At 51.5% G+C, this 12,595-nt stretch carries 8 protein-coding genes and 1 pseudogene; 7 read left to right on the top strand and 2 right to left on the bottom strand.

Annotation, left to right across the window (positions count from 1 at the left end):
- Positions 1 to 356: 356 nt before the first annotated feature.
- Positions 357 to 2,090 (top strand): hypothetical protein, encoded by a 1,734-nt coding sequence (locus JMI88_RS17075; protein ID WP_201363141.1) that lies wholly within the window; start codon positions 357 to 359, stop codon positions 2,088 to 2,090.
- Positions 2,091 to 2,308: 218 nt separating this feature from the next.
- Here the strand turns inward: JMI88_RS17075 and rbp are convergent, their stop codons facing one another.
- Together rbp and clpB are read right to left on the bottom strand one after the other, a co-directional pair.
- A complete protein-coding gene (gene rbp, locus JMI88_RS17070) occupies positions 2,309 to 2,632 on the bottom strand; it encodes an RNA-binding regulator (RefSeq protein WP_201363140.1) in 324 nt (107 codons plus the stop codon).
- Between the two features lie 169 nt (positions 2,633 to 2,801).
- The gene (gene clpB / locus JMI88_RS17065; protein ID WP_201363139.1) at positions 2,802 to 5,393 is read right to left on the bottom strand and encodes an ATP-dependent chaperone ClpB; all 2,592 of its coding nucleotides are present in this window, start codon (positions 5,391 to 5,393) and stop codon (positions 2,802 to 2,804) included.
- A gap of 272 nt (positions 5,394 to 5,665) precedes the next feature.
- Here clpB and ffh point away from each other — a divergent pair, with 272 nt between their 5' ends.
- From ffh to JMI88_RS17035, 6 genes and pseudogenes are all read left to right on the top strand, one after another.
- On the top strand, positions 5,666 to 7,147 hold the full coding sequence (ffh, locus tag JMI88_RS17060) for a signal recognition particle protein (RefSeq protein WP_373323882.1): 1,482 nt from the start codon (positions 5,666 to 5,668) through the stop codon (positions 7,145 to 7,147).
- A gap of 23 nt (positions 7,148 to 7,170) precedes the next feature.
- Complete coding sequence (locus JMI88_RS17055; RefSeq protein ID WP_201363137.1) at positions 7,171 to 8,862, top strand: L,D-transpeptidase; 1,692 nt, start codon at positions 7,171 to 7,173, stop codon at positions 8,860 to 8,862.
- A gap of 332 nt (positions 8,863 to 9,194) precedes the next feature.
- On the top strand, positions 9,195 to 10,292 hold the full coding sequence (locus JMI88_RS17050; RefSeq protein ID WP_201363136.1) for a DUF6585 family protein: 1,098 nt from the start codon (positions 9,195 to 9,197) through the stop codon (positions 10,290 to 10,292).
- Positions 10,293 to 10,844: 552 nt separating this feature from the next.
- Positions 10,845 to 11,198: an NADH-quinone oxidoreductase subunit A gene (locus tag JMI88_RS17045; protein ID WP_201363135.1), complete on the top strand. Its 354-nt coding sequence runs from the start codon at positions 10,845 to 10,847 to the stop codon at positions 11,196 to 11,198.
- Positions 11,199 to 11,266: 68 nt separating this feature from the next.
- On the top strand, positions 11,267 to 11,794 hold the full coding sequence (locus JMI88_RS17040; protein ID WP_201363310.1) for an NADH-quinone oxidoreductase subunit B: 528 nt from the start codon (positions 11,267 to 11,269) through the stop codon (positions 11,792 to 11,794).
- A 273-nt stretch (positions 11,795 to 12,067) separates the two neighbouring features.
- Positions 12,068 to 12,556, top strand: a pseudogene (locus JMI88_RS17035) (NADH-quinone oxidoreductase subunit C); the annotation flags it as partial.
- Between the last annotated feature and the right edge of the window lie 39 nt (positions 12,557 to 12,595).

The raw sequence follows: 12,595 nt of genomic DNA, 5'->3' as shown, positions 1-12,595 counted from the left end.
TCGCTCGCGAATCTGGGGGCGCGACGCCCCCATCCTCTTTTTTCTAGTGTTTTGCAATACATGCGCATAGCGCATGTATTGCAAAACACTAGAAATTTCTTCGATACATCGCAGATGCTCAAAAAGTTTTCTGCATCACATCATAAAAAACAGTGCGGGCGCGCATGCGCCCGTTCGCCCCTGGCGGAACCGCTTTTAAGCTCAATTATTCACTAGTAGTACGGATCAGCTCCAGATTCGGTCGCAGACCACACCCATTTTTCCTGCTTTTGGAGTTTGCCTGGAAGTGGTAACATGGCTCTCGTTAGATTTGTCAGTTGGAATGTGCGAAGCTATTTCTTTCGCAAGGGGAGCCTATGACACAAGTGCATAAGAAGAGTGAAGATACTGAATTGGTGCCAGAGAACGAGTATATTTCCGGGTCCTATCGTTGGTTTACTTATGCTCCGGACGTGACCGGGTTGCGCTTGATCTGCCTGGAAGATCTGGAGACAGGGACTGTGGTGACGACTACGGTTGCTAATCCCGAGCTGCGTACGGCTGCCCATCGGGCCTGGGCAGGTGCCCGGCAGTCGCGGGCTGCTGGCTTGCCCTGGGAGATCTTGCGTGAAATGGGTCAGAAAGGGGTGGATCCCGATCAGAAGATTGAGGAGATGTTCCGTGGCTATGGCCATGCTTCGGTTGGGGATATGGCTCGCCTGGCTGTGGATATGGGTAAGATTCCGATGCATCTGTGCCTGGCGTTATTTAATGAGGGATCGCTCAATTCTGGTCAGGAGAAGTCAACGCGCTATCAACCTCGCTTTGGAAAGGCTGTTTTGCATCAGCTTCGTAACTATTTGCCCGCCGATTTTCCCGCCGCGGAGATCGCCACTCTTGAGGAAGAATATCAGGCGTTTGGTTCCCTATCTTTATCTTTGTTTTCTCGCCATCGGGAGCGTCTGGTGGCGGCCTTTACTCAGTATTATCAGGCCGATACCAGCAGGCCTGACCAGAAGGGGGCTCTTACTTCTCGGGTGCTGGATTGTGTGCGCTATTTCTTGTTATTTGGGCAGTGGAGCGGCATGTCTTTTGAGACGTCGGCCCGCGATTGGTCGCGTATCATTGCTGAGTTGAAAGCTGCTCCGATTACTTATTATCATCGCGTGGCGGATCAGATTGAGCGGCTGCTGGCTCCGAGCGCTGAGGAAGAGGCTGCCTTGCATTATAAGGCTGAGGCTCCCGGCCTGATTCGCCATACCTATCCGCTTTCTACGGTCAATACAAATTTGCAGGCTTTGCGGCGCTTTCTGGCGGAGCAGACGGATCTGCTCCAGGTGGTGCCGATCCAACGGACTCCTCCTCAATGTGTTGAGCAGCATGTACGTTTGTTCGGCTCGGAGTGGACTCCTGGTGAGCGGTTGCTGGCCGAGTATGCTTTGTTGCTCTGGCCTGGCCTGGAGCGTTCGGCTTTGCTTTCCTGGGTTCATAATCAGACACCAGAAGTCAAGCAGGCGTTGAGCCAGCTTATGTTTGCCGAACATAATAATTATCGCGAGCTGCCTGGCTTTGCGCGTACGACGACGATGACGCTGGCTATTGAGAGTTTCCTGGGCGAGCTGCGCGATTTTAATCGTCACCGGGCCTGGGGACGTTTCTTTCCTTTGCCGCTGGTCTTTGGTGAGCGTGTTAGTCGGGATACTGTGGTGCAGATTCTTTCGCGTGGCTTTGGTTTGCCGCTCTATCTTTCAGAGGTTCCTGAGTTTGCCGAACATAAACTTGCTTTTGAACAGGATCTGGCGGCGTATTATCAGCAGTTACAGACCTTTCTTGATAGAGTGGCGGCCACTTATGGGGAACGCATTGATTATGCTTTTATGCTGAATCTGTTGCCGCTGGCCCACCAGGTGGATCTCTGGATGCATGGCGATCCCAAGCAGGCTCTGTATCTGACGACGCAGCGTGTGCGTCCGGGCGGCCATATCAATTATCGGGCTCTGGCCTATGAGGCTAATCAATTGTTGGCTGCTTCTGATCCTTATCTGGCTGCGATCCAGCAGACACATCAACCCGATTCCGCCAGCCGCGAGGAATTCTTTGATCGTAGCTAGCTTTGTTGTTATGTATAATTGTCTGAACGCCGTCTGAACTCTGTTCTGGCTTCCACTAACTGTTCCGCCCTATCGGCCATGACACGGCGGTACAGTTGGCAGCTTAGTGGTACAAAAAGTACGCACTTTTTGTACCACTAAATAAAAAAGGTGAGGACGCGCATGCGCGCGTCCGCAAAGGGTCTACAATTCCCATGATTATGGGAATTGTAGACTCGCTAATAGCGACGATCGCGATATCCACTACCGCCGCCACCACGTGTATCACGTCGTTGGAAGCCGCCGCCACCGCGCGTATCGCGCTTTTCTTGTGCCTCGTTTACAACAATTGTACGACCTTCCAGACTGGAATTATTGAGTTGGCTCATCGCGTTTTGAGCTTCTTCATCGCTACTCATTTCTACAAAGCCAAATCCTTTGCTGCGTCCAGTCTCGCGATCCATGATGATCGTGGCTGAGACTACCTGGCCATATTGGCCAAAGAGATCGTTTAAATCCTGGTTAGTTGTCCGATAGGGCAGCTTCCCGACGTAGAGTTTCACTTTCTGTACTCCAATCGACGCCATTTAGCTTGTCACGGTCCGTGAACTAGCTTTTTCACAAACATGGAGCCGCAACATGTGTCGTCGCTTTCTATTATATTAATATACACCATATTGTAGATAGATGTATATTTCTTTGTAGTTGTGCTTTTTCTGTATAAACTGAACATTAAGCTGCATGTTGCTTGACATTTAGCACTAATGTGCCGTTAACACTATCAATGTCTATTTCTGAGCCTTCGTGAACGCTGCCGTCCAGGATGGCTCTGGCGATGCGGTTTTCTATCTCCTTCTGGATGATGCGTTTGAGTGGGCGGGCTCCAAAGTTTGCATCATAGCCTTCTTCTGCCAGATAGTCTTTGGCAGCTTCGCTCAAGCGCAGGCTGATGTGCCGATCCTCTAGCCGTGGCCGGATGCGGTTGAGCTGGATGTCGACGATTTCTTTGACCATCTCTTTGCTTACTGGATGGAAGACAATGATTTCGTCTATGCGGTTGATGAACTCTGGCCTGAACCCTTCTTCACGCAGTCTCTGACGGATATCTTGTTGCATTTTTTCTTCGTTCTGGTCAGTATAATGGTGTAGCCAACGGTCTCCAATGTTGCTGGTCATGATAATTACGGTATTTTTGAAATCGACGATCCTTCCCTGTCCATCTGTGAGCCTGCCGTCGTCTAGCAGTTGCAGTAAGACGTTGAAGACTTCGGGAGCCGCTTTCTCGATTTCGTCGAGCAGGATGACGCTGTAGGGATGCCGGCGTACGGCTTCTGTGAGCTGACCGCCTTCGTCGTAGCCGACATATCCAGGAGGCGCTCCGATCAGGCGCGAGACGTTGTGCTTTTCCATATACTCTGACATGTCGATGCGTACTATGGCTTGCTCGCTGTCAAAGAGAAATTCGGCCAGGGCTCGGGCCAGTTCCGTTTTGCCGACTCCGGTGGGTCCCAGGAAGAGGAAACTGGCTAAGGGTCGGTTGGGATCTTGTAGCCCGGCTCGTGAGCGGCGAATGGCGTCTGCGACGGTGTTCAGGGCGTTGTCTTGCCCGACGACGCGCTCGCGCAGGCGCTCTTCTATGTGTAGCAGCTTCTGGATCTCGGCTTCCATCATTCTGGACACCGGTATGTGGGTCCATTTGGAGATGATTTCGGCGATGTCTTCGGCGTCTACTTCTTCTTTGAGCATGCGATCACTTTGCGGGTTGGCAAGCCTGGCTTCTTGCTCGGCGATCTGTTGCTCCAGTACCTGGATGCGGCTGTAGCGCAGGCGGGCCATTTCTTCATAGTCGTAGGCACGCTCGGCTTTTTCATACTGGATTTGCGCCTCTTCTAGTTGTTGCTTGAGCTTGCGTAGCTCTTCAACTGGTGCGCGTTCGTTATCCAGGGCGAGGCGCATGGCGTCCAGTTGCTCTTGCAGGTTGACAATCTCGCGCCCTACTTTTTCGTACCGTTCTTTGCTGGCGACGTCGCTCTCTTTTTTGAGCGCCTCGTGCTCGACCTGTAGCTGGCGCAGGCGCCGATCGAGGGTGTCCATTTCGCTGGGTGTGCTGTCTAGCTCGACGCGACGCAAGCTGGCGGCTTCGTCTACCAGGTCGATGGCTTTGTCGGGTAGAAATCGGTCGCTGATATAGCGGTTAGAGAGTACGGCGGCCGCGACCAGGGCGCTGTCCTGAATTCTGACGCCGTGATGGACCTCGTAACGTGGCTTGATACCGCGTAGAATACTGATAGTGTCTTCTACGTTGGGCTGGTCGACGATCACTGGCTGAAAGCGCCGTTCCAGGGCGGCGTCTTTCTCGATGTATTTGCGATATTCGTTCAGGGTGGTGGCGCCGATACAGTGGAGTTCACCACGGGCTAGCATGGGCTTAAGCATGTTGGAGGCGTCCATTGCGCCTTCCGCTGCGCCTGCTCCAACCAGGGTGTGTAGTTCGTCGATGAAGAGGACGATTCCTCCGGCGGCGCTGGTGACCTCTTTGAGGACCGCTGTGAGGCGTTCTTCGAATTCGCCGCGAAATTTGGCTCCGGCGACCAGGGCTCCTAAATCTAGCGTGACGACCTGTTTTTCGGCCAGCGATTTGGGGATGTCTCCGCGCACGATGCGTTGGGCCAGGCCTTCGACGATGGCGGTTTTACCTACCCCTGGTTCACCAATAAGTACTGGATTGTTTTTTGTGCGTCGGCTGAGTACCTGGATGACGCGTCGAATCTCTTCGTCTCGACCAATGACGGGATCGAGCTTGCCTTGCCGGGCCAGTTCGGTCAGGTTGCGGCCGTATTTTTCGAGGGTCTGGTATTTGCCCTCTGGATTTTGATCGGTGACGCGCTGCGATCCTCGAATGGAGGTCAGGGCGCTGAGCACGATTTCGCGCGTGAGTCCAGCAGTTTTCAGGGCCTTCTGGACGGCTCCGTCGCTGCCGAAAAGAGCCAGTAAGAGATGTTCCACGCTGAGATATTCGTCTTTAAAGGTACCCATCTCTTGCCAGGCATTCTCCAGTACTTTTCGTAGTTGAGACGCTATGCCCGGTTCACTGCCACCATATACTTTGGGCAGGCTGGCAATGTCGTTTTCGATGCTCTTCTGGGCGGCTATAATGTTTCCGCCAGCTTTTTGGATAATTCGCTGGACTACGCCATCTTCTTGCCGGAGTAGCGCGTCGAGCAGATGCTCTGGTTCAACCTGACTATTGTTGTGTTCCCTTGCGTTTCTTGCCGCCTCCTGGACGGCTTCGCGGGCTTTATCTGTAAAGCGTTCTATCTTCATAGGATACCTCCAGGCTTCTTTTCGTGGTCTATGTGCCTTTTTCTGCCATTAATATAGCATATTTGAGTTCGACTTAGCAAGAAGTTTGAGTGTGCTTGTATCAACTTTGCTGATATGATTTGTGTTAAAATAAAAGAAAGCTGGCTATCTATGCAGGAACTAAGCGTAATACGATTGAGCATCTGATTTCATCCAACAACACAAAGTGATATAATGGGTGCCAAATTGGCACGTTCGCTTGGCGGAAAGAGGAAAAGAGCACCAATATGGCAATGTTTGAGAACTTATCTAAACGTCTTGAAGGCATATTTAATAATCTCGGTGGACAGGGTAAGTTGACCGAGGAGGATGTAAACGCAGCACTGCGTGAGGTCAGACTGGCGCTCATCGAAGCTGACGTTAACCTGAAAGTGGCACGTCAATTCGTCGATCGTGTCAAAGAGAAGGCTATTGGCGCGGATGTGATGGGTAGCCTCTCGCCTGCTCAGCAGGTGCTTTCGATTGTCAATGAAGAGCTGGTTGAGGTTCTGGGTGGCGAGGATGGCAATAATAAATTGGATCTAGGAGGAGCTCCTCCGCAGATTATTATGCTGGTTGGTTTGCAGGGTTCTGGTAAAACGACTTCGGCTGCCAAACTGGCTAATTACTTGCGTAAGCAGGGTCAGCGTCCTTTGATGGTTGCTGCTGATATGTATCGTCCGGCGGCTGTTAATCAGCTGAAGTCTCTGGGTCGCCAGTTGTCGATCCCGGTCTATTCAGAGCCGATGGGGGCCGATCCGGTGAATATCTGTGTGAATTCGCTGGATTTTGCCCGTGAGCAGGCTTGCTCAGTGGTGATTCTGGATACCGCTGGTCGCTTGAATATCGATGAGCGCATGATGTCTGAGGTTATGAGTATTCGTCAGCGTGTGCGCCCTCGTGAGGTCTTGTTGGTCGCCGATGCTATGACGGGTCAAGAAGCGGTGCGAGTGGCCGATGATTTTAATAAGGCCGTTTCTTTGACGGGTATGATCCTGACCAAAATGGATGGTGATGCTCGTGGTGGTGCGGCCCTCTCGATTCGTACCGTTACTGGCGTCCCGGTGAAGTTTATGGGCGTTGGTGAGAAAACCGACGCATTAGAGCCTTTCTATCCAGATCGCTTGGCCTCGCGTATACTAGGAATGGGTGACGTTATTTCTTTGATCGAGCGTGCTCAGGAGAGCATCGATCAGGAAGAGGCGCTTAAGGCACAGCAGAAGTTGCAGCAGGGCAAATTTGACCTGGAGGATTTCTTGAATTCGATGCGCCAGTTGAAGCGCATGGGACCATTGCGCAGTGTGATGGAGATGCTCCCGGGTTTTAATAAGCTGGCTTCGATGCCGGAGATGGAAGAGGCCCTTGAGGGGGATCAGCTGAAGTATGTTGAGGCTATGATCCTTTCGATGACTAAAGAGGAGCGGCGCAATCCCGATATTATGAATGGTAGTCGCCGTAAACGTGTGGCTCGCGGTAGCGGTACGACGGTTCAGGAAGTCAATCAGCTGTTGGACCAGTTTAATGAGATGCGTACGATGATCCGACAGATGAGCTCCGGTAAGGGTCCCTGGGCGCAACTGGCTCGCCAGTATAGCGGCGGCGGCGGTATCCCTGGTATGCCATCTATGCCAGCTTTGCCTGGCGGTGGTAAGTCTGTTGGTGGTAAGAAGACTGGAAAGGCAATGCGCAAGGAGAAGCGCAAGCAGAAAGCGAAGTCTCGCGGCGGAAAGAGGTAGCATTGATGGGGGAGTCGTATCCTGTGTTTGGACACTCTCGGTGGGGGCGGTTGGTAGTTGTTCTTGTGTTATCGGTGTCACTTCTTACGACAAGCTCTTGCGCGGGTGATGCACAGGTACGGCAACAGGCTATGGAGAATGAGCAGCGTTTTAGCCAGCTTCTCCATAGCGCCCGTCAATTTGGTTTTACGGCTGATGTATTACAGCCGATTCTGACGCAGTATACCTCGTTGCGTTCTTCTCAGCCTCCTTTTAGCTTCTTCAGCAATCGGCCGGTGGATGATTATTATCTTGCCCTGGCCCGGCGCTACCTTCTCTTGCATACACAGTTACGTGGACTGATCGCGGTTAATACCCAGCGGTTCCATGCTCAGGTGCAGCAAGAGTTGCAATCTGTCCGAGATTTGTCGGTCAAGGATCAAAAAGCTGGTTTGCCGGGGTGGACTTTTTCCTCCCGCTTGAGCCAGCTTCAAGACTCGTTGATGCATGCTCAGAACTTTGGTGATTATGTACAGGTACATAAAGGCCTGCAGCAGGTTGCTTACGATCTCCATGCTCTGGAAGCTACCTCCAGTCGCCTGTCGGCTTTGCATAATTTGCTGGCCCTGGCGCAGCAGGCACAGCTAAACACATTTTCTCTCTCTCTCCAGTCGGCTTATCAAAATGATCAGCAACTTTTTCAGAAATCTAGCAGTGTGGCTAGTTTACATCTATTGGATGGCCTGCTGCACGCTCAGTCTCAACAGGCGACCGTTGTTTTAATACAGGCTATGCCCACTGTGATCTCTATACATCTGCAAGAGTTGACCCAGGGCATTCAGCAACTGCCGGACGCCCATTTAGATCCAACCCCCTATCAAGAGCGGTTGACCATCTATCAGAAGCAGGCGGCTTCTCCTATGAATGTGTTAAGCTTCCAGCACTTTTTGCAGCGGGTTGATCACGATACTTTTGCTGTTAAGGCCGATGCTCTGCGGGAAGAGGCCCACGAGGCGGTGCGTCAGTTTCATCAAGATGTGGATTCCTGGAGCTTCAGCCATCTCTACTACGATGGCTATGATGGCAATAGCTATGCCGTTGATGTCAGTTATCTGAACAATAATTTCGGTCTGGATGCGGAGAACTTGCTCAGCCAGGCTACTACCTTGGATGATCTGCAAGCGGCCCTCGACACCGCTAGAACCTTGCTTTTTAACCATCAACTGATGGAGATGGATTATGATGATCCAACCCCTTACAATCAGGTCCATAATGCCGATATGCAGGCCTTGCACCATTATCAGTTGATGCAAGGACAGGTGATCGTGATTTCTTTGTGCAAGCAGAGTCTGCGCCTCTATCAGAATGGTCAGCTGGTGCGTTCATTCCTGGTTACTACGGGCCGCCCTGAGCGCCCATCTCCTCCTGGCGTCTGGACGGTGTTGAACCGTCTGTCGCCAACAATTTTCAAATCCAGTGATCCACCCACCTCACCTTTATGGTATCCCAATACCGTCATTCAACATGCCATCCTCTTCCACGATGGCGGCTACTTTATCCATGACAGTTGGTGGCGCGTCAACTATGGACCAGACACCGAGTTCCCTCACCACGACGATAGTGGTGACGAACACTCATCCGGTAGCGGTAGCCATGGCTGTGTTAATCTGACGCCCGCCGAAGCCACCTGGCTCTACTACAACACAAACTGGAACACCAGCATCGTGGTCTACTAACACCTGTCATTACCCCAACCTATTGATTCCCCCCTGCCGAACGATATAAATAAATAAACACATATGAATTGTATGCCCAAAAGGTTTCCCATTCACGGAAAATGATGCTCATAGGTTCGGACGAGCATGCCGGGGGCATGACGAGCATGTCGGGGACATGATCTCCTCCTTGCCTCCGATTACCACATTTTGATATATAATAACTGTTAAATATATTAGAGAGCCGTTATGATCACGTATTAATTCTTAATACTGCTGCTCGTTCAAATTAGTAACGTTGTTGGCACGTATGGAAGCGCCGCTAGTACGAAGGAAGATAACGGAGCCTACTTATGCGCCTGACATCTGAAAAGCAAATACCTCAAAAGATCCAGGCATGCGCACATGCATATCAGCTTGGAGTTCCTCGTATTGTCTACGATCCCCAAAGCTCGTCGCGCCTATCGCTTTTTTTGAGCCCTCTGGCCTTTGTTGTCAGCGCGCTAATCGTTGGTGCCTATGTTACTTTCTATGATCAGATCTTTAGCTGGTGGCCCCTCTGGCAGTCATGGATGGTTCTGGGGATTGGCCTGGCCTGGTTTTTAATCGGTTTCTGGATGCTGGTTCCCGCCCTGTTGACCCCTTCCCTGTGTGTCTTCCTGTGCCCTAAGGGACTGATCTATCAGCGCTATCGCTGCGATGTGATTCGCTGGGAAGATATTGTGCAGTTGGATAAGACTTTGAAGTTAGAACAGGGATCGACAATGCTGACTTGCTATAGGCTGCAGCGCTCAGATGGGGCCGTGTTTGTGCTGGATAATGATCTCCCCCACCTGGATCGTCTGGGCGGTTTTATGGAGCGTGAGGTGAGTCGCCATTTGTTGCCACAGGCGCTGGCGAAATATGAGGCTGAGGCTTCCCTCTCCTTTGGTTTTCTTGAGGTGTCGCCTGCGGGCCTTTCGATGCAGCAGGGCCAATATGTGCTGCCCTGGTCCGAATATGAGTGTCTGAGCCTGGATGAAACCTCCATTAGTCTGTATCGGCAAGGCGATAATCAGCCCTGGGCTACGCTTAGCCTGTCCGGCCTTCCGAATGTCTGGGTTTTGAAGGGCGTAATCGAGCATGCCACTAAACGGGCACGTGTGCCGCTGGTGGAGTCCGCGCCCGCCTTTGCTCAGCCTCCGCAGCTTGCTCTCTATGCCGCTGGTGAAACCATCTCGTTTGGCGCTCTTTCTCTCAATCGTGCAGGCGTTTTCCTTAAAGATGGGGCCAGATTTTTGCCCTGGGATGAGATTGCCAGCTTCGGCATTGGTGAACACGAGGTTATTATTAAGTGCGGCGAAACCAGCCATGAGCTTTACACTCTCCCCTCTGGACAATCAGCGATCCCCCCTTCTCGCCCAACTCACCGACTACGTCCTCTTCCAACAATATTTATAACCCCTTTTTGAAGATATATGGGCGAACATTCTGTGTAATGAGGGAACGTTTGCGAGAGCGGAGGAAAAATCGGCCGCAAGGGCCGAACCTACGGAATCGCTTTTATTGTCGCATTTGCGTGCGGAACGCACCAAAAGCGGGAGGTGCAGGAGGGCCGACGAGGCCCTCCTGCCGGGGTTCGGGCGAGCATGCCGGGGGCATGATCAAGTCCCCGAAAATTCTCTTTCCTCTCCCAGTGCCCCCTTCGGCACCAAAAGCGGGAGGTGCAGGAGGGCCGGCGAGGCCCTCCTGCCGGGGTTCGGGGTCACCCCGAAAATTCGCTTCCTTCTCAGGTGCCGCCTGACGGCGGCACCTGAGAAGGAAGCATTCCATACGCAAAAATATAACCATATTTATATGGTGGAGTTCCACACATATTTTATATAGAGCACCTTTGAATGCCCTTAGTGTTTGACTTTATCACCTCCTCTATGCTACGATACCAAATGAGGAAGTGTACTTTGGACACCTCGTAATGTGTGTCTATACGTGTATATTTTTTAGAAATGAAGGGTCCCGCGTCTATGGGAACAGCACTCCCCGTTTTCATTTATGTAGCGATAGCTGTCCTCTTCGGCCTCCTTGTTATGGCGGTCACCGCTATTCTTGGGCCCAAAAAGCCCACGCCGGAGAAGTTGGCCCCCTATGAATGCGGTATTCAAGAGATAGCTGCACCGAAACGACGTTTTCCGGTGAAGTATCTGCTTACTGGAATGCTCTTTATCGCATTCGATATCGAGATTGTTTCTTTTTATCCTCTCGCCATCTTGCTTAATCAATTGCAATTATTCGGATTGATCGAATTACTTGTCTTTTTAGTGGTTTTGATGGTGGGTTATGTCTACGTTTGGCGGAAGGGAGCATTTACATGGGAGTAAAAAATCCCTGGGAGCCTGTACAAACATATTCGAATACTCAAACGCCCCGTTTGCGTCATGATTTGCCGATGCATGAAAAGGATGGGGGATTCGGTATTCTGACCACTCAGGTGAGTAAGGTACTGGGCTGGGGCCGCAGCTCTTCTCTCTGGCCAGTGACCTTTGGCCTGGCCTGTTGCGCTATTGAGATGATGTCTGCTCAAGGCAGTCGTTTTGATATGTCGCGCTTTGGGGCTGAAGTCTTTCGTGCTTCTCCTCGCCAGGCTGATTTGATGATTGTGGCTGGTCGTTGTTCCATTAAGATGGCCCCCGTTTTGCGCCAGATCTATGATCAGATGCCTGAGCCGAAATGGGTCATTTCTATGGGCGCTTGCGCTTCCTGTGGCGGCGTGTTTAATAATTACGCGATCGTTCAGGGAGTAGATAAGGTTGTGCCAGTTGATGTGTTCGTTCCTGGTTGTCCTCCGACACCTGATATGCTGCTCTTTGGCTTTAATGAGTTGCAGCGCAAGATTCGTGAGGGCATTCCTAATCCACCCGATCCATTGAAGGATAGTGGGTTGAAGCTAGCTGGCCCTGTACAGGATGAAGCTTAGTTACATGTTTTTGTCGTTTCTATTGGGGTTGTCTTCCTTTTCATTGGATTGAATTGAATTGATGCCCCGGGTTGCCTTTTTATAATGGATACATCTGAGCGAACGATGATGTTTGGGTTAGGGTTGTAAGGGATGCGGTGTAGGCGCTTGGTCATTTCCCTTGAAGGCTAATCTGTCATTTTGCTGTTCGCTCTTTTTTGAGGACTTATTACAATTTACGACAGTGGTGTCGGCATACTGGTGTTCAAACACGTTGAAGGAATGCTTAATAGTATGGTCATAACAGCAGCATCGACGGTCGAGACGGTGCAGAGTAAGTTCCCTCAGGCAATCGTGGAAGTTGTCGAGTTTCGGGATGAGCAGACAATTGTGCTGAAACCAGAGTTTCTGGTTGAGGTGTGCGCCCATCTTAAAAAGGAGTTAGAGTATAATCTCCTGGAAACTGTGACGGCAGTCGATTGGCCGGAACGCGTCCCTCGTTTCGATGTCGTTTATCATCTTCTTTCTTTACCTCATCGGTGCTTTTTGCGCCTGAAGGTGCGGGTTGGCCTGCGCCGCGAAGATCATCCTGCGGTCCCCTCGGTGACTGGCATCTGGCCGGGCGCTAATTGGTACGAGCGCGAGGTCTTCGATCTGTTTGGCATCATTTTTACTGATCATCCCGATTTGCGTCGCTTACTGATGCCGCCTGATTGGACAACTCATCCGCTGCGAAAGGATTATCCTCTTTCCGGCTTTGATTTGCCCGAACCTTATTGGGGCGGCCAGGTTCCCTATGATACCGATCCTGGGGTGGGCGAG

It is taken from the genome of Dictyobacter formicarum (assembly GCF_016587435.1).
The sequence above is the reverse complement of the archived record's forward strand: the minus strand, read 5'-3'. Positions and strand labels throughout refer to the sequence as shown.

Coding starts and splice junctions, on each gene's coding strand:
- ffh (WP_373323882.1), top strand. CDS start 5,666: ATGTTTGAGAACTTATCTAAACGTCTTGAAGGCATATTTAATAATCTC.
- clpB (WP_201363139.1), bottom strand. CDS start 5,393: ATGAAGATAGAACGCTTTACAGATAAAGCCCGCGAAGCCGTCCAGGAG.
- JMI88_RS17045 (WP_201363135.1), top strand. CDS start 10,845: ATGGGAACAGCACTCCCCGTTTTCATTTATGTAGCGATAGCTGTCCTC.
- JMI88_RS17075 (WP_201363141.1), top strand. CDS start 357: ATGACACAAGTGCATAAGAAGAGTGAAGATACTGAATTGGTGCCAGAG.
- JMI88_RS17050 (WP_201363136.1), top strand. CDS start 9,195: ATGCGCCTGACATCTGAAAAGCAAATACCTCAAAAGATCCAGGCATGC.
- JMI88_RS17040 (WP_201363310.1), top strand. CDS start 11,267: ATGCATGAAAAGGATGGGGGATTCGGTATTCTGACCACTCAGGTGAGT.